This is a genomic window from Streptomyces sp. NPDC090127, assembly GCF_044746945.1.
Taxonomy (GTDB): Bacteria; Actinomycetota; Actinomycetes; order Streptomycetales; family Streptomycetaceae; genus Streptomyces.
Map to the genome: position 1 here is coordinate 799,955 of NZ_JBIVDE010000003.1, position 16,452 is coordinate 816,406.

The 16,452-nt window shown below is 75.4% G+C and carries 12 protein-coding genes and 1 pseudogene; 5 read left to right on the forward strand and 8 right to left on the reverse strand.

Going from position 1 to position 16,452, the window contains the following annotated elements; genetic code table 11:
- Positions 1 to 350 precede the first annotated feature (350 nt).
- The 6 genes and pseudogenes from ACIPPS_RS14460 to ACIPPS_RS14485 all read right to left on the reverse strand — a co-directional run.
- Positions 351 to 1,616 (reverse strand): annotated as a pseudogene (locus ACIPPS_RS14460) (MFS transporter); the annotation flags it as partial.
- 88 nt (positions 1,617 to 1,704) lie between these two features.
- Positions 1,705 to 2,064 carry an ArsR/SmtB family transcription factor gene (locus tag ACIPPS_RS14465; RefSeq protein ID WP_401430884.1) on the reverse strand — a complete coding sequence of 120 codons (360 nt, stop codon included), beginning with the start codon at positions 2,062 to 2,064 and terminating at the stop codon, positions 1,705 to 1,707.
- A gap of 82 nt (positions 2,065 to 2,146) precedes the next feature.
- Entirely contained in the window at positions 2,147 to 2,368 is a 222-nt protein-coding gene (locus ACIPPS_RS14470) for a hypothetical protein (RefSeq protein WP_401430886.1), read from the reverse strand.
- Between the two features lie 436 nt (positions 2,369 to 2,804).
- Positions 2,805 to 4,643 carry an APC family permease gene (locus ACIPPS_RS14475; RefSeq protein ID WP_401430888.1) on the reverse strand — a complete coding sequence of 613 codons (1,839 nt, stop codon included), beginning with the start codon at positions 4,641 to 4,643 and terminating at the stop codon, positions 2,805 to 2,807.
- Positions 4,644 to 4,885: 242 nt separating this feature from the next.
- Positions 4,886 to 5,023: a hypothetical protein gene (locus tag ACIPPS_RS14480; RefSeq protein WP_401430889.1), complete on the reverse strand. Its 138-nt coding sequence runs from the start codon at positions 5,021 to 5,023 to the stop codon at positions 4,886 to 4,888.
- A gap of 45 nt (positions 5,024 to 5,068) precedes the next feature.
- Positions 5,069 to 5,221 carry a hypothetical protein gene (locus ACIPPS_RS14485; protein ID WP_401430891.1) on the reverse strand — a complete coding sequence of 51 codons (153 nt, stop codon included), beginning with the start codon at positions 5,219 to 5,221 and terminating at the stop codon, positions 5,069 to 5,071.
- A gap of 174 nt (positions 5,222 to 5,395) precedes the next feature.
- Here ACIPPS_RS14485 and ACIPPS_RS14490 point away from each other — a divergent pair, with 174 nt between their 5' ends.
- Positions 5,396 to 6,100, forward strand: coding sequence for a DUF6338 family protein (locus ACIPPS_RS14490; protein WP_401430893.1), 705 nt, complete (start codon positions 5,396 to 5,398; stop codon positions 6,098 to 6,100).
- Entirely contained in the window at positions 6,075 to 6,242 is a 168-nt protein-coding gene (locus ACIPPS_RS14495; RefSeq protein ID WP_401430895.1) for a hypothetical protein, read from the forward strand. The genes ACIPPS_RS14490 and ACIPPS_RS14495 overlap by 26 nt, the downstream gene beginning before the upstream one ends.
- 243 nt (positions 6,243 to 6,485) lie before the next feature.
- On the opposite strand, the gene ACIPPS_RS14500 is transcribed toward ACIPPS_RS14495, so the two are convergent.
- A complete protein-coding gene (locus ACIPPS_RS14500; RefSeq protein ID WP_401430897.1) occupies positions 6,486 to 11,546 on the reverse strand; it encodes a CHAT domain-containing protein in 5,061 nt (1,686 codons plus the stop codon).
- Between the two features lie 346 nt (positions 11,547 to 11,892).
- On the opposite strand from ACIPPS_RS14500, the gene ACIPPS_RS14505 reads away from it, so the two are divergent.
- From ACIPPS_RS14505 to ACIPPS_RS14515, 3 genes are read left to right on the forward strand one after another with little or no spacing between them, the layout of a single operon-like run.
- Positions 11,893 to 12,528, forward strand: a complete 636-nt coding sequence (locus ACIPPS_RS14505; RefSeq protein ID WP_401430899.1) for a metal ABC transporter ATP-binding protein — start codon at positions 11,893 to 11,895, stop codon at positions 12,526 to 12,528.
- On the forward strand, positions 12,525 to 13,397 hold the full coding sequence (locus ACIPPS_RS14510) for a metal ABC transporter permease (protein WP_401430901.1): 873 nt from the start codon (positions 12,525 to 12,527) through the stop codon (positions 13,395 to 13,397). The genes ACIPPS_RS14505 and ACIPPS_RS14510 overlap by 4 nt, the downstream gene beginning before the upstream one ends.
- On the forward strand, positions 13,346 to 14,164 hold the full coding sequence (locus ACIPPS_RS14515) for a metal ABC transporter solute-binding protein, Zn/Mn family (protein WP_401430903.1): 819 nt from the start codon (positions 13,346 to 13,348) through the stop codon (positions 14,162 to 14,164). The genes ACIPPS_RS14510 and ACIPPS_RS14515 overlap by 52 nt, the downstream gene beginning before the upstream one ends.
- Before the next feature lie 132 nt (positions 14,165 to 14,296).
- Here the strand turns inward: ACIPPS_RS14515 and ACIPPS_RS14520 are convergent, their stop codons facing one another.
- Positions 14,297 to 16,225 (reverse strand): class I adenylate-forming enzyme family protein, encoded by a 1,929-nt coding sequence (locus ACIPPS_RS14520; protein ID WP_401431430.1) that lies wholly within the window; start codon positions 16,223 to 16,225, stop codon positions 14,297 to 14,299.
- Between the last annotated feature and the right edge of the window lie 227 nt (positions 16,226 to 16,452).

The window sequence follows — 16,452 nt, forward strand, 5'->3', positions numbered from 1 at the left end:
AGTCCTGCGGCGGACGGGCCCGCTCCCGCCTGGCCGTCGGCTTCGGCTTCGGCTTCGGCTTCGGCTGGGACTGGGGCTGCGGCTTGGACGGGGTGGCGGTGTGCGATCTTCTGGAGCGCCCGCTCGCCGAGGTGCCGGGGGCGGTGTGGGCGGAGGGCGAGGGGGCGGGCTGGCCTGACCCGGCGGCCGTCCGAACGGGTCGCCTCGCGCTGCTCGGCGGCCGGCCAGCGCGGGTGAAGCGCGTCGATGCGGAAGTCGTGGACGTGCCGGCGGCCGTCCGCGCCGGACAGGTGCGGGTGGTCGGTGGCGAGTTCCGGGTGGCGGTGCTCCAGCTCGTCGGGGTCCTCGCGTGGCCAGAGCCGTAGCGCGGCGACGGCGGCGAGGAGGGCGAGCAGGCCGAGGGCCCCGGCGGCGACCGCGAGGCCGGCGTGCGCGGCCGTCCAGCCGGCGAGGGGGTAGGTCAGCAGCCAGCAGCCGTGCGCGAGGGAGAACCGGGCGCCGAAGACGGCTGGCAGGTCCGCGCCGGCCGCCGAGCGCCGCAGGAGCCGTCCGCCGGGCGTCAGGACGGCCGAGCCGGCGGCCCCGAGCAGGAGCCAGGCGGCGAGGAGCGCCGGCCAGGCCCAGGGCCCGGGGGCGGTCTCCGGGCCCGTGGCACCGGCCGGGCCCGCCGCGCCCGTCAGGCCCGCCGTGCCGACCATGCCCGTCAGGCCCGTCAGGCCCGTCGCGAGGAGGAGCAGGACCCCCGCCGTGACGAAGGCGGCGGGGAGCATGAGGTGCCGGTCGCCGAACCGTTCGAGGACGCGTGGCAGCAGCAGGGCGACGGCCATCGAGCCCGCTCCGTACGCGCCGAGGGCGAGCGTGACGTCGCCGACGGGACGGCCGAGGACCTCGCGGACCAGGACGACGGTGGTGACCAGGACCATCGCGCCGCCCGCGGCGACGACCAGGTCGAGGGCGAGCAGGGCGCGCAGGCGTGGCGTGGCCAGAACGAGCCGGATACCGAAGGCGGCCTTGGCGTACGCGCCGCCGGTCCGTTCGGCCGGTCCGGGCACGGGCAGCAGGACGGACGCGACGAGGGCGGCGGAGGCGAGGAAGCCGACGGCGGTGCCCGTGAAGAGCGCCCCGGCCGGCACGAGCGTGAGCAGGGCGGCCGCGAGCGCCGGGCTGAACAGGTTCTCCAGGTCGTAGGCGAGACGGGAGAGCGCGAGCGCGCGGGTGTAGTCGCGCTCGTCGGGCAGGACGTCGGGAACGGTCGCCTGGAAGGTCGGCGTGAAGGCGGCGGACGCGGCCTGGAGCAGCAGGATCAGGACGTAGACCTGCCAGACCTCGGTGACGAACGGCAGGGCGAGGGCGGCCGTGGCGCGCGTCAGGTCCATGGCGACGAGGAGGGCGCGCCGGGGTATGCGGTCGGCGAAGGCGCTGATCAGGGGCGCCACGGAGACGTAGGCGACCATCTTGATGGCGAGCGCGGTCCCGAGGACGGCGGTGGCGTCGGCGCCCGCGAGGTCGTACGCGAGGAGGCTGAGGGCCACGGTCGCCAGGCCGGTGCCCGCCAGGGCGACGACCTGCGCGGTGAAGAGGCGACGGTAGGTGCGATGACGCAGCACGGACAGCATGAGGCCCGCCCTCGTTCGACTCCGGGGGTCGTGACCACCGTAGCGAACATGTGCATGATTGCGCACACGTAGACGGGCGGGTGTGGTCTCAGTCGTGCCAGGGTTCGCCGGTGACCTGGTGGTCGGCGTGACTGATCGCCTCGACGACGAGGCGCCGCATATGGCCGTCGGGCAGCGTGTAGAGCACGCGGCGGCCGTCCTTCCGGTGCTGGACCAGCCCGCTGAGCCGCAGTTTGGCGAGGTGCTGGCTCACGGCCGGGCGGGCGGCGCCGCAGGCCTCCGCGAGGGCGGTGACGTCCGACTCGCCGCGCGACAGGAGCCAGACCAGGTGGAGCCGCGTCGGGTCCGCGAGGAGCGCGAACACGCCCGCCGCCGCGGCGAGCTCGCGGGCGCCCGGCGTGCGCTGGTGCACGACGCTCGCAGGTGAGGACGGATCGCGTTCCGACATGGGCCCATCGTAGGCGCGCAGACGAAAGCCGCCCCGGTGCGCGAGGCGCCGGGGCGGTCTTCCGTGAGGCTGTCGGGGGCCGTCAAAGCTTGTGCATGCCCTTGAAGGGGCTGAGGACTCGGACCTGGCTGGCTCCGAAGTCGACGAGCAGCGCCCCCGTCGGCTCCTGGCCGATGATCTTGCCGAGGCCGTGACGATCGTGGGAGACGCGGTCACCGACGGCGAACTCCTTGATCACGGGATCGGTGGGAGCCGCGAAGGGGCTGGTGGACAGGTGGCGCCGGGGCGCGGATCGGTTCGTCATCGTCCTGCCAGTATGCCCCCCGTAAGGGCGGGGGCACAGACACGCACGCCCCCGGAATGCCCAGGACCGCCGGGGCGCGGCGGCGAAACAGGCCACCGGACGAGCCAAGACACCGACGGATGAGGCGAGTTGGCCGGGGGTCCCGGGGGCGCGTGCGGAGGGAGGCCGTAGCGGCCGTCGCGAGCGACGGTGGGGCCGAAGGCGGCCCCGCGGCGATCATCGCGGATAAGGCCACCCCTCGCTGGGTGCCCGTCGAGGCCAGGGAGGCGGCGACCGACGGGAGTCGGCGCGGCCGGTGCCGGCAGACCGGTCATCGGGGGGCCGACGGACCGGCAAGGCGGCAGGTGCGGCAGACCGGTCACCAGCTGACGGATCCGGCGGCGGCAAGAGCGGGCAGACCGGTGCACAGGGCGGCGACCCACCCGGCGCCGTCCCGTCAGCATCTGAACCGGAGGCGGCAGATCACCGCGTCCGTGTCGCGCCGGACGGCGTGGGCGACGATCGCGCCCCGCTGGTTCTGCAGCAGTCGCTGCCAGAGGCGCCGGGGCTGCGTCTCGGGGATCAGGACCGTGACGCGGGTGTCCGGCTCGGCGGCCGCGAGGGAGCGGACGTACGCGGTGATGGGGCGGCCCAGCGAGCGGCGCTCCGAGGGGAGCCGGACGAGATCGACGCCCGGGTTCCACAGCGCCCAGTCGCGCGCCAGGGCCTCCGTCGCGGTGCGGTCCTCCGGCTCGGGGTGGCAGACGGTCACGGCACGGACCTCGTCGCCGAGGGAGACGGCCGCCGTGAGGGCCTCGCTGGTGAGGCGGGTCAGGGAGGAGACCGGGACGAGGACGAGGGAGCGCTCGCGGTGCGGCGGCTCGGGGATCCGGCCGACGCCGAGGCGCTCGCCGATCGTCCCGTAGGCGCGGTGCACGGTCTCGAAGACGAGGACGAGCAGCGGCAGGGCGATCACGATCAGCCAGGCCCCGTCGTGGAACCTGGTGGCCGTGACCACGACGGCGGACACGCCGGTGAGGAGGGCGCCGAGGCCGTTCAGGACGGCCTTGCCCGTCCGGCGCGGGCCGCGTGCGCGGCGCCAGTGGAGCACCATGCCGGTCTGGGCGATGGTGAAGCCCACGAAGACGCCGATCGCGAAGAGCGGGACGAGGGTGTTGGTGTCGCCGCCGGAGAGGACGAGCAGCGCGGCGGAGACGATCGAGAGCCAGACGACACCGTGGCGGTGGACCTGGCGGTCCGCCTTCAGGCCGAAGACGTGCGGCAGGTAGTTGTCGCGGGCGAGCAGCTTCAGCAGGACGGGCAGACCGCCGAAGGAGGTGTTCGCGGAGAGCGCGAGCAGCACCATGGTGGCGAACTGGACGACGTAGAAGGCCCAGTTGTGCCCGAGAGAGGCGTCGGCGAGCTGCGCGAGGACGGTGACGCCCTCCACCGGTTGCAGGCCGAAGCGGGAGATCAGGACGGACAGGCCGATCAGCATCACACCGAGCAGCGCGCCGAGGGCGACCTCCGCGCGCATCGCCCGCTCGGCGGCGGGGGCGCGGAAGGACGGTACGGCGTTGGCGATGGCCTCGACGCCGGTGAGGGCGGAGCAGCCGGAGGCGAAGGCCTTCAGGAGGAGCAGCGCGCCGACGGTGGTGGCGTTGTCGTCGAGGACGGAGGCGTGACCGGCGGAGGCCGCTGTGGAGACGGGCGCGTCGCGGAAGAGGCCGACGGCGATCAGGACGAGGATCGCGCCGACGAAGACGGCGGTCGGCACGATGAACGCGCGGGCCGAGTCGACGATGCCGCGCAGGTTCACGGCGGTGACCAGGACGAGGACGGCCAGACAGATCCAGAGCCGCTGTCCGTAGAGGGCCGGGAAGGCGGAGGTGAGGGCCGCGACGCCGGCGGTGACGGCCACGGCGACGTTCAGGACGTAGTCGAGGAGGAGCGAGCCGGCCGCCACCAGGCTGGTGCGCCGTCCGAGGTGGGCCTTGGCCACCGCGTAGGAGCCGCCGCCGTCGGGAAAGGCGGCGATGACCTGGCGGTACGAGGCGACGAGGACGGCGAGCAGGCCGGCGATGGCGAGCGTGACCGGCAGGGTGAGACCGAGCCCGTGGGCCCCGGCCGCCGCGAGGACGAGCACGATGGCCTCGGGGCCGTACGCCACCGACGCCATGGCGTCGAGGGAGAGCGCGGCGAGGCCGGTGACGGCGGTCAGCCGGTGGCGCGCCCCGGTATCGGGGGGCTCCTCGGCGCTGGGGGCGGCACCGGTCGTGGTGGTCAGGACGGCCATGTCTCTGGTCCCTTTCGTGGCAGGTCCGCTCAGGGTGGGTCCGTGCGCGCTCGCTGCCGAGCCGCCCTCGCGCGGTCTTGACGCGCTCCCGCCCGGTCCGTACGCGTCCTTGACGGCAGGCCCGCGCGCGCCGCCTGTCAACGCCGAGGACGTGGGCCTGCGTCAGCCGGGCCTGGAGGACGTCCTCGTCCGCGTGACGGGGACGCCCGGCGCAGGCGCGGCCCGCTGACACGCGGCGGTGGTCAGGCCCTCGCCCCCAGGCGGGCGGGCTCCCCGGCGAGGAGGGCCGGCGCCTTCGGTCGCGGGGTGGGGGCGCCGCGCCGGAAGGCCACGGACTCCAGCGTGGCGGCGCCCCGCAGGGCCTTGCGCAGGCGGGACACCAGGGCCTGCAGCGCGTTCTGCGCCTCGGCCGGGGAGTCGACGCCCTACAGGCCGTCGACGAGCGCGTCGACGGAGACCGGTCGTCCGCCCTCCAGGGCGAGCCTGGCCGGCAGCATGCGCAGCCGGACGCCACCGATGTCGACGGGCGACCCGGAGTCGGCCGCGGCCCCGACCGGACCGAGCAGCACGATCTTCACGTCGGCAACCTCCCCCTGGCGCGGCGAACGGCGCCGTCCTGTCGATCACGCCTTCCCGTATGTCGGGACCCGGGTGCGCCCCTTCCGTATCCCCGGCTCGATCACCGACGTACGGTGTGGGGCGGGAGTTGACGACACGGGGCGACACGGGCGGCGGAAGCGGAGGCGGGCGCGATGGTTCCGGGGACGGTACAGCAGCTGACCATCCTGCTGGTCCTCGTGCTGCCCGGAGTCGTCTACCAGGCCGTACGGGAGCATCTGCGCGGCGCCGTCGCGGCGGAGCAGGAACCGCAGAACCGGATCATCCGGGCCATCGCGGCGGGCGCCCTGCTCGACGCCGTGTACGCGGTGGCCGCCGGGCCGTGGCTGGTGCGGCTCCTCGCGGGACAGGGCAAGGGGCCGGTCGCGGGCGTCCTCGCGCACCCTCGGGAGGCGGGCCTCGCGGCGCTGCTCCTGGTGGTCCTGGTGCCGGCGGGGATCGCCTGGACGGAGGCCCGTCTGGACCGGCGGCGCAGGCGTGCCCGGTACGAACCGACGCCGACGGCGTGGGACGCGCTCTTCCGGGACCGCGGTTCGTGCTTCGTCCGGGCGCGGCTCAAGAACGGTCTCTGGGTGGGTGGTTGGCTGGGGTCGAGGTCGGCCGTCTCGGCCTATCCGCAACCGGGCGACGTCTATCTTCAGGCCCAGTACCGGATGGGGGCCGACGGCCGGTTCCTCGGGCGGGTGCCGGACACCGGCGGGGTGTATCTGCGCGCCGCCGACATCGACGTACTGGAAGTGCTGCTGCCGCCGGCGGCGCCGGCCGTCCTGCCGGCCCGGCCGCACGGCAGCGAGGAAGGGGAGGGGGCGCACCATGACTCAGCATCACCAGCCGCGTGACGAGGCCGAGTTGGAGGATCTGCTCGCCGAGTTCTCGGACCGGCGCACCTATCGGCCGTCCGACGAGGCGGCGGAACCGGAGGACGTGCCCCAGGCACCGTCCGGTACGGCGATGGGCGAGGGGGCGACGCCGTCCGACTGACGCGGCCGTCGTCCGAACGACCTCGCGGGTGCCCGGCTGACCCGACTGCAGGCCGACTGACCCGGTCGGCGTTCGACTGGCCCTGCGGCCGTCCGGCTGACCGGGCCGGCGTTCGACTGACCCTACGGCCGTCCGGCTGACCGGGCTGCCGTCTCGCCGACTCCGGGCCGTCTCACCGACTCCGGGGCCGTCTCACCGACTCTGCCGCGTGCGCCGCGGGGTGGCGCGTGGCGCCGCGCGGCCTCAGGGACCGGTGTGGATGTGCGCGGCCCACAGGTGCGGGGCGCGGGCGAGCCTGCGGCGCAGTTCCCTGACCGGGCGGTGCAGGGCCGTCGCCGGATCGATCGGCCTGCCACGGGTGAGATCGTCCACGAGGCTCGCGTACACCTCCTCCGTCAGCCGGGTCGCCACCTTGTCGGCGACCGGCCACAGGGTGCCGATCACGTGCGGGTATCCGGCCAGTTGGAACGAGGAGGCCAGATGGACCGACTCGTCGGGCAGGGTGAACCCGCCCTGGGAGGTCGAGCAGGCCGACAGCACCGCGAGGACCGCCTCGCGCGGGCGCTGCTCGGCTGCGTCGCCGACCGTGAGCCGACCGTCGTGAAGGACCAGCCCGCTCTCGGACGGGGCGAGCGGGTCACTCACCCCGTGGCAGCTGAAGTGGACCCAGGGGTGCGCCGGCAGGGCATCGCGGACCGCTGCGACGGTCGCCGCGTCGCCCGCGAGTTCGACGTGCGCGGGGAACAACTTCCGCAGCAGCTTCGCCTCCTGGGCCGCGCCCGGCAGCGACGGGGCGCCGGGGGTGTCGGCGAGGGTGACGATCAGCGGCGCGGGGACGGTCGCGGCGGCGCCTGTGGGGGCGTTCCGGGCGCGGACCAGGGCGCGCAGGGTCGGGGTGTACGAGGAGACGACCCGGTCCATGACGGTCTCGCCGTCCTTCGGGTCGGGGCGGCCCGCGGCATGCAGCGGCAGGAACGACAGCCAGCCGGTGGGGCACCACCACAGGCGGGACGACGGTCCGTCCGGGCGGGGGGCGGCGAGCGGGCCGAGCCGGTCGAGGACCGGCTCCGCGACGGCGGTCCAGAGCCACTCCAGAATGTCGGAGAGCGTCCCCGTCGCGGCGACCGCCTGCCGGACCCCCTGGTCTCCGTACGCCTGGTCGACGGCCGCGACGAACTCCATGGCCCGGTCCAGGACTCCCTCGGGCGTGAGGCCCGGCAGCGGGACGACCTGGATGCCGTGCTCGACGGTGACGACGAGGGCGTCGGAGCCGTGGCGGCTGACGTTGACCACGACGACCGGGCCGCCGGAGGCCGCGTCGAGCAGGTCCGCCACCGCCGGGGCCCGGAGGAAGTCGGCGAGGCCGGGCAGCCGACGGATCTGAGCGAGGAGGTCGTCCCAGGTCCGGGCGAGAGCATGCCGTGACTCGGCGAGCAGCCCGGCGCGGTGCTCGGAGGAGGACGGGTCGGGGCGGTCCGCGGGGTCGGCCCGGATCAGCGTGGGGTCGTCGGCAGAACCGGTGCTCAGCGCCTCGCGGACCCGTTCGAACTCGGCGGCCAGGACGGGATCGGCCGTACGCAGCCGGGAGAGGTCGCCGCGCGTCTCCAGGCCCTGGGCGAGCAGGATGCCGCGGCCCTGTTCGAGGAGGGTGAGGGCGGCCAGTGGGTCGCCCGTCCGCAGGGCGAACGCGGCGGCGTCGGAGGCCAGGCCGGCGCTGCTGACCAGCCGGTCCTCCTGGTCCGTGCGGACGAGTCCGCGCGGGGCGAGGCGGGGCAGCAGACCGACGGCGTACGCGTAGCCCGCGAGCGCCTCGGCGTCGTCACCGGCGGCGGCCGCCGCATCGCCCCAGACCCGGGCGGCCAGCGCCCGTTTGGTGACCGAGGCGACCGTGCTCCGGGCGGCCTGCCGGGCACACCGGACCGCCTCGGCGAGCTCCGCCCGCGCGGTGTCCCCGGACGCCCCGAGCTCCCCGAACTCCCCGTATCGATCCGCCCGCGCCGCACCACCGGACGGCCCGTGGTGATCCGCCCGCGCTGTCCCCCCGTCGAGGCGGGCGCTGGCCAGCAGGAGCCGGGCCCGCAGCCACAGGGCCTGGACGTGGTCGGGGTCGCCTTCGGGGAGGCGGCCGAGAGCCTCCCGTACGGCACTCAGCCCTCGGTCGAGCAGCGCGCGCGAGGAAGCCGGGTCCGTGGCGTCCTCGGTCATGTCCACGGTCGTCATGATCGTGCCGGCCACGTTGAGCAGGGCGACGGTCCGCCGGGGGTGGCCGTCGTCGAGGCCCGCGACGGCCTCCTCCAGGACACGCCGTGCCTCCCGCAGGAGTTCGGGGTCCGCCTCCCCGTCCCGGGGGACGGCGACACGGGACAGCACGACGCCGAGGTTGATGCGCGCCAGGTCCCTGCCGTGCCGCTCCCCGTGTTCCAGGGATATCGCCTCGCGCAGCAGCGCCGACGCCTCCTCGGCGGCCGCCCGGTCGCCCGTGGTGTAGTACCGGACGCTCAGCGCCTGGGCGAGGTTGGAGAGTTGGACGGCGCGATCGAAGGAGGTCGGGGCGGACTCCTGGACCGCACGGCGCAGGACGGCCAGGCCCTCGTCGAGCCAGCTGCGGTCGCCGGTGAGGCGCGAACGCCGCACCAGGGCGAGACCCAGGTTCATGAGGACGCCCGGGCGCCCCCTGTGGTGGGCGGGGGCGACGGCGGTGGCCTCGCGCAGGACACCGATCGCGGTGTCCATGAGGGGGTGGTCGACGGTGTCGGCGGCCCGGCCAAAGAGGGCGTCGCCGTAGTTGGTGAGGGCGCGGTGGCGCTCACCGCCCGCGAGGGGGTGTTCCAGGGCGGCGCGGTAGTGGCCCAGGGCCTCTTCGCGCAGGGATTCGTCGCGGGTGCGGCGGTGCTGTTCGACGAGGACGTTGGCGAGGCTCGTCCGGGCCCTCCCCACCGAGTACGGGTGGTTCCCCGCCGCCCCGGAGCCGGTCTCCTGGGCCGCGGCGACGGCCTGGCGGTGCAGCTGGACGGCCTCTTCGAGGGGCGCCGGCGATCCGGTGAACCGGGCCAGGGTGCGCAGGGCGCCGCCGAGGCGGCCGAGGTGGTCGGCCGCGTCGGGTGCGCCGCCGAGGCGGCCGAGGTGGTCGGCCGCGCCGGGTGCGTGGGCTCCGGCGACGCGGACGGCCTCGCGCAGCACGGCGACGGCCTCCTCGGCGCAGGCGACGTCCGAGCGGAGCTGGGCCAGGTGTTGGAGCGCGTCGCCCAGGTTGCCGAGGCGGTGCGCGCGGTGGCGGTCGTCCGGGCCGGTCGCCGCCACGGCCTCCCGGTGCGCCTGTACGCCGTCCGCCAGCGGCGGCTCGGCGCCGGTGAGGTCTCCCAGGCGCACCAGCGCGGAGCCGAGGTTGGAGAGGGCGACCGCCCTGTCCTGGCCGGCGTCGGGCCCCGCGGCCGCCACGGCCAGCCGCAGGACGCGTACGGCCTCGGCGCAGGCCTCGCTGCCGCCGGTGGTCTCCGCGTGCTCCACGTGGGCGCAGCCCAGGTCGGAGAGGTACTCCGAGCGCCGGGGGTCGTCGTCGCCGATCAGGTCGAGGGCCTCGCGGATCAGGTCGAGGCCCTCCCGGCGCGCTTGATCGGTGTGCTCGGCCGCCGGGCCGGAGAGGACGCCGCGCGCGGCGGCGCGGTTCGCCCGCCCTACGAGCATCTGCCCGAGGGCGTTGCGGGCGGAGGCCCCGACGCCGTCGTTCCCGTCCGTCAGCGCGACGCACTCGCGGTACGTACGCTCCGCCTCCGCCGCGTGGGCCTCGGCCCGCTCGCCCGTGCCACGGGCCGACGCGTGCAGTATCCCCGCCAGGACGAGCAGCACGCGGGCGCGCGTGCCGGAGTGCGGTGGGGTGTCGTCGGCGACGCGGCGCAGCAGGGTGAGAGCTTCGTCGAGCGCCTCCGGCGCGTCGCCCACGGCGTTGGCCCTCAGCCGCAGCAGGTCGGCGAAGTCCACGGCCCGGCCGGCGTACCGGGCGTCGTGCGGCGCGGTGGCGTCCAGGGCGCTCCGGGCGTACGTGATCGCGGAGTCCAGTTCGGCGAGGACACCGGTCTCGACGAACCGGGTGCGCAGCACCTCGGAGAGCACGTACTGGGCGTGTGTGTGGGCGGGATGGCCGGGCGGGGCAGTGGCGAGGGCGTCACGGGCCACGCTGTGGGCGTCGCCGAGGACGGCCGGGTTCCTGGTGTTCACCGCATGGCCGTTGAGGACGAAGGCGAGATGGGACAGGTAGAGCGAGGCCTCGACCGGGTTACCCGCGGTCCCGGCCGCGCGCCGGATGGTCTCGATGCCCTCGTCGTGGAGGGCGGTGCGCTCCTGCGGGGGGCCGGGAGCCGTGACCGGCGCGATGGACAGGGTGATCAGGGCCATGCCCAGATCGGCGAGATGGGAGGCGGGCGGCGCCTGCCCCGGAGGCTCGGCCGCCACGGAGCGGCGCAGGAAGTCGACGGCCTCGACGAGGAGGTCCGGCGTGTCGAGCTGCCCCGCGGCGCCGAGGAGCGCCGAGCCGAGCAACCCGAGGTGCAGGGCGTGGTACGGGTCCCCCGGCAGGCTCACGCGCAGCGTCCGGCGCAGGACCTCGACGCTCTCGCGCACCGTCTCCGGATCGGACGTCGCCTCCCCCGCGTGCTTCAGGACCAGCCCCAGGTTGCCCTGCCTGCGGGCCTGTTCGGCCCGCTCCCCGCAGGCCGCCGCCACGGCGGCGCGGCTCTGGCGTAGGGCTTCGTCGATGAGCTCGGGGCCGCCGCCGTCCCGGAAGCCGTAGAGGAGGACCAGGCCGAGGTCGGACCGGCAGGTGCCCTGCTCGGCGCTGCCCTCGGGGAATCCGTCGGCGGCGTGGCGCAGCAGGGCGTTCGCGGCGGGCAGCAGGGCGGGGTTGCGGAGCCGGGTGTACTGGAGGAGGACCCCGACGCCCGCCTCGTACGCGCTCGTGGGGTCGGCGTCCGAGCCGGCCGGCTCGCCCGCGAGCAGCGCGAGCAGGGGGCTCAGCACGGGTGGGACGTGCGCGGGCGAGGCGCGGTGGACGTCCAGGAAGCAGACGACGGCCGAGCCGAGCGCCTCCAGGTCCGTCGCGCCGCCCGCGAGGAAGCGGCCCCAGTCGTAGTAGCCGATGGCGTTGACCGCGGTCAGCAGGACGGTGCCGTCCGGGAGCAGCCCCGCGCGGCGTACCGCCTCGGCGGTCGCCGCGGCCTCTTCGGTCAGGAACCAGCCGAGTGCCTCGGGATCTTCGTCCGCGCGCAGGACCTGGTCCAGGATGCGCTGCGCTGTCGCCTCGACGTTCATCGCCCCGCGCCCACTTCCGGTCGCCCCGCCCCCCGTACCCCGACGATGTCAACGTAACCCAGACGTACGGGCGTTGACCAAGCGTTCGGACTGTCCCACCGATGCCTCCCGGCCGACCGGTCACCCGGCGGGAACCGGTGAGGCGTCGCGTCCGACTACCCGGGCGGCGGACGCCACGACAACGGCCGGCACGAGGGTGGCGGCGCGCGAACGGCGGAAGCCACGGGCACGCCGGCACGTCGGCACATCGGCACATCGGCACGTCGGCACGTCGGCACGTCGGCACGTCGGCACGAGGGTGGCGGCGCGAGGGTGGCGGCGCGAGGGCGCGGCAGGAAGGCAGGGGATGGGCGGACTTGACGTTCACATGCGCGGGGTCGCCTGCCGCCATGGCCGGATCGACGCCGTCACGGGCGTGGACCTGGAGATCGCGGCCGGCGAGCGGGTGGCCCTGACCGGGACCAACGGTTCGGGGAAGACCACCCTGCTGCGGGCCGTCCTGGGGCTGCACCGGCAGACGAGCGGTTCGATCCTGGTCGGTGGCCGGGGCACCGGGTCGCCGGCCGGGATGGCCTGGCGGCGCCGGGCCTGCGCCTGGATCCCGCAGAAGCCGGCCGTCGGCCGGTTCCCGCTGCTCGCGCGCGAGTTGCTGGCCAGCGGCGGCGCGGCGGAGGAGGCGGCCGAGGCCGCCGCCCGGCTGGGGGTCGCCGAGCTCGCGGAACGTCCGCTGCACACGCTCTCCGGCGGCCAGTTGCAGCGGATGTACCTCGCGCGGGCGATGGGCTGCGTGGCGGCCGGGTCGCAGGTGCTGCTCGCGGACGAGCCCACCGCCGCCCTCGACTTCGAGGGCCAGGAGGAGGCGGCCGGGGCGCTGACGTCGCTGCCGGTCACCCTCGTCGTGGTGACGCACGACCGGACGCTCGCCGAACGGTGCGACCGGGTCCTGGAGATGGCCGCCGGGCGGCTGCGGGAGGTCCGGTGAACGTCGCCGCCGACCTGGGAGAACTCCTCCAGCTGCTGCCGGTCCAGCGGGCCGGTTTCGCGCTGCTGCTGGCGGCGGTCGGGCTGCCGGTGGTCGGGGTGGTGATCGTCGGCCTCGACATCATGCCGGTGCGGTTCGCGATGATGCACGTGGCGCTGCTCGGGATCGCCGTCGGCCTGCTGACCGGCCTCGACCCGATGGTCTGCGCCCTGGTCGCCTGCGCCCTCGCGGGCGCCGGGGTCGCTCCGCTGGCCCGCACCCCCGACGGGTTGTCCGGGGCGATGGGGCTGCTGATGAGCCTGGCCATCGCCGCCGCCCTGCTCGTCCTCGCCGTGTCGGGCGTCAACGCCTCCGGGGCGTTCGCCCTGCTGTGGGGCTCGATCCTGTCCGTCGGTAGCGTCGACCTCGTCGTGCTCGGTCTGCTCGCCGTCGTCGTACCGGGGCTGTTCTGGTGGAAACGGCGGGATCTGGCCCTCCTGCTCTACGACCGTGAGCTGGCGCTCTGCTCCGGTGTGCCGGTGCGGGCCCTGACGCTCGTGCTGCTCGTCCTGGTCGCGGTGGCGGTCGCGGGGGCGATCAAACTGACCGGCGCGCTGCTCGTGGACGCCCTGACCCTGCTGCCCGCGCTGGCCGCGCGGCGGCTCGGCGACTCCCTGAAGTCGATCACCCTCTGGGCGATCGCCTTCGGCGTCACCGTCAACCTGACGGGTTTCCTCATCGCCCTCTGGCTGGACTGGCCCCCGGGGCCCGTTCTCGTCCTGACGGCGGGGGCCGTCGTCCTCGCCGTCCACCTCGTCCCCGAACGGAGAATCCGCTCATGGCGCGCACCCGCGTCCGTATCTCTTCCCTCCTCCCCGTCCTCGCACTGAGCGCGGCCGCAGCCCTGGTGACCGGCTGCGGCGGCGACACCGGCTCCTCCGGCGACGGCGAAGGCGCGGCGCCCCGCGACGGGAAGCCGGTCGTGGTCGTCACCACCACCTGGGAGGGAGCCTTCGCCAAGGCGGCGGGCGCCGAGGACATCACGGTGATCGTGCCCCCGTCCACCCACCACGCGCCGGACTACGATCCGAAGCCCTCCGACCTCGCCGCCGTCGCGAAGGCCGACTTCGTGCTGTACGCGCCGTTCGAGCCGTACGCCGCGAAGATCAAGGAGGCGGCGGGCTCCGACGCCGAGCTGGTCGAGGTCGCCCTGGACAACGACGCCGACCGGATCCGTGACGAAGTCGCCCGGCTGGGCGGTCTGTTCGGCACGGAGAAGGCGGCGGCGACGTGGCAGACCGGCTTCGACGCCGAGTACACCAAGCTGTCCGAGGGGCTGAAGGGTGCCTGGCCTGGCGGGAAGAGCCCGAACGTCGTGGCGCAGGTCTTCACCGGCTGGTCGGCGAAGCTGGCGGGCGCCACCACGGTCGGTACGTACGGTCCGGAGGCGGTCACACCGGCGCAGCTCGCGGAGCTGTCGAAGAAGAAGCCGTCACTCGTCCTCGACAACGCGCACATGTCGACGGGCACGGTCCTGCCCGACTCCGGCGCGACGCAGGTGAAGATCGTCAACTACCCGGGCGAGGACCTCGACCTGCTGGCGGTCCACCGGGCCGCGGCGGCGGAACTGAAGAAGGCGATGGGCGCGGTGGCGTGACAGCGGGACGGCGGGACGGCGGGACGGCGGGACGGCGGGACGGCGGGACGGCGGGACGGCGGGACGCCTCGGAGAAGCCCGGCGTGACAGCGGTGGGGGGCGGTCCGTACGGACCGCCCCCCCACCCTCGTCTCATCCGGCCCCGACTCCGCCCTCCTTCGCGGCGAGTCGGGAGCGCAACGCCGTCCGGTCGGGTTTGCCGGCAGGGGTGAGGGGGAGTTCGGCGACGGTCAGCAGGCGTTCCGGGTGCTTGCCGGTTTCGAGGCCGTACGTCGTCAGGTGCGCGCCCAGGGAGCCGAGGGTGAGGGGCGGCGCGGCGGGATCGTCGGCACGGGGCACCACACAGGCCGCGAGCCGCTCCCCCATCAGCTCGTCGGGTACGCCGACGCAGACGACGTCCCGGATCCCGGGGTGGGAAGCGAGGGCGCGTTCGACCTCGGCGGGGCTGATGTTGACGCCGCCCCGGATCACGATGTCCTTGAGCCGACCGACCACGTGGAGGACGCCCTCCGGGTCGAGGAAGCCGAGGTCACCGGTGCGGACCCAGCCGTCGGCGGTGCGGTAACGGGCGTCGAGTTCGGGAGCGCCGACGTAACAGAGCGGGGTCATCGGGCCGCGCGCGACGATCTCCCCGACGCCGCCGTCGGGGAGCGGCTCGTGGGTGTCGGTGTCGGTGATCCGGATCTCGGCCACCCGGGGGTCCGGCCGGCCGGCGACCAGGCCGGAGCCGTCGGTGGGCGGGGTGCGGTGCTCCAGGCCCGTGTGGCAGTTGACGCCGTCCGCGGAGCCGTACAGGTTGACGACCGGGCAACCGAAGGCCTCCGCCGCGTCGGCCGCGGTCACCGCGTCGAGAGGCGCGCCGCCGAGGACGAGCGCGGTGGGCACGGGGAGCTGCGCGGCGGGCGGGAACGGGGGCGGGGGCGAGCTGGGCGCTGTTCCGTCGGTCGTGGCGTGCGGGGCGTCGTCGGTCGCGGCGACCGGGGCGTCGTCGGTCGCGGCGTGGGGGGCGTCGTCGGTGGCGGCGAGCACGGTCGTGGCGGGTGCCGCGTCGGCGGTCGTGGCGGGCGCCGCGTCGGCGGCCGCGGCGGGCGCCGCGTCGGCGTTCGCGGCGGGCGCCGCGTCGGCGTTCGCGGCGGGTGCCGCGTCGGCGGTCGTGGCGGGCGCCGCGTCGGCGGTCGTGGCGAGACGGTCCAGCATCATGCGGATCATCGTCGGCACGCCCAGGATGTGGGTCGGCTCGTGCGCGCGGATCGCCGCGAGGGCGGCCTCGGGGGTGAACCGGTCGAGCAGGACGAGCGTGCCGCCGTGCCGGGCGAGGGTGACGGCCGTGCCGTTGGAGCCGAACGCTGAGGCGAGCGGGACCAGGAAGAGGCAGCGCGGCGGGGTCGCGTCGGGGATGAGGGAGGCGAGGAAGTTCCCGCGTCCGCCCGCGAGCGCGTTGTGCGAGTACGCGATCATCTTCGGCTCCGCCTCGGAGCCCGACGAGACGAGGATCCGGGCCGCGCTGTCGGGGTCGGGGCGGGCGGCGACGAAGTCGGCCGGGTCCGAGCGCAGCAACTGGGAGAAGGCCACGGCCCCTTCGGGCGCGGTGCCAGGTCCGGCGGCGACGACGTACCGCAGGGTGGGCAGGCGCGACGCCAGGGGCAGGAGGTCGGCGGCGGGGTGCGTGTCGCGGTGTTCGGTCGCGGCGATGACGGCGACCGCCTCGGCGCGCCGCAGCAGCGACTCGGCCTCCTGGGCGCACCGGCCGACCGGGAACGGCAGCGCGACGGCTCCCAGGGCGGCGAGGGCCAGGTCGGCGATGACGGCGTTGCGGTTGTCGGGGAGCTGGACGCCGACCACGTCGCCCTCGCGTATGCCGAGGCCCCTCAGGCCGGTGGCCAGGCTCCGGACCTTGCGGTCGAGGGCGGTGTAGCAGAGCTTCCCCTTGGAGTCGAGGACGGCCGTGCGGTGCAGGTCGGCGATCTGGCGGGCGCGGAAGAGGCTGTAGAGGTCGAGGTCGGGGCAGGTGCCGTCGACGGCCCAGGAGCGCCGCAACCCCACGGGAACGAGGTCCCGCAACCGCGCACCGGACGCCTCGACGGCCGAGGACGGGGCGGTGGCGAGCGGGGCGGTGGCGAGCGGGGCGGTGGCGGGCTGCGTGGTGGCGGGCTGCGTGGTGGCGGGCTGTGCGGCGGAGGGCGGGACGCTGGAGGGCCGGGCGGCGGGGAGGCTCCGTGCGGCAGGGGTACGGGCGTCGGCGCCCAGGCTGTCCGCGCTACGGGCGGGCGCGGCACGGACGTCGGCGG

Excerpts from the sequence above, each read along its gene's own strand:
- ACIPPS_RS14465 (WP_401430884.1), bottom strand. The coding sequence starts at position 2,064 with ATGTCGGAACGCGATCCGTCCTCACCTGCGAGCGTCGTGCACCAGCGC.
- ACIPPS_RS14470 (WP_401430886.1), bottom strand. The coding sequence starts at position 2,368 with ATGACGAACCGATCCGCGCCCCGGCGCCACCTGTCCACCAGCCCCTTC.
- ACIPPS_RS14475 (WP_401430888.1), bottom strand. The coding sequence starts at position 4,643 with ATGGCCGTCCTGACCACCACGACCGGTGCCGCCCCCAGCGCCGAGGAG.
- ACIPPS_RS14490 (WP_401430893.1), top strand. The coding sequence starts at position 5,396 with ATGGTTCCGGGGACGGTACAGCAGCTGACCATCCTGCTGGTCCTCGTG.
- ACIPPS_RS14495 (WP_401430895.1), top strand. The coding sequence starts at position 6,075 with ATGACTCAGCATCACCAGCCGCGTGACGAGGCCGAGTTGGAGGATCTG.
- ACIPPS_RS14500 (WP_401430897.1), bottom strand. The coding sequence starts at position 11,546 with ATGAACGTCGAGGCGACAGCGCAGCGCATCCTGGACCAGGTCCTGCGC.
- ACIPPS_RS14505 (WP_401430899.1), top strand. The coding sequence starts at position 11,893 with ATGGGCGGACTTGACGTTCACATGCGCGGGGTCGCCTGCCGCCATGGC.
- ACIPPS_RS14515 (WP_401430903.1), top strand. The coding sequence starts at position 13,346 with ATGGCGCGCACCCGCGTCCGTATCTCTTCCCTCCTCCCCGTCCTCGCA.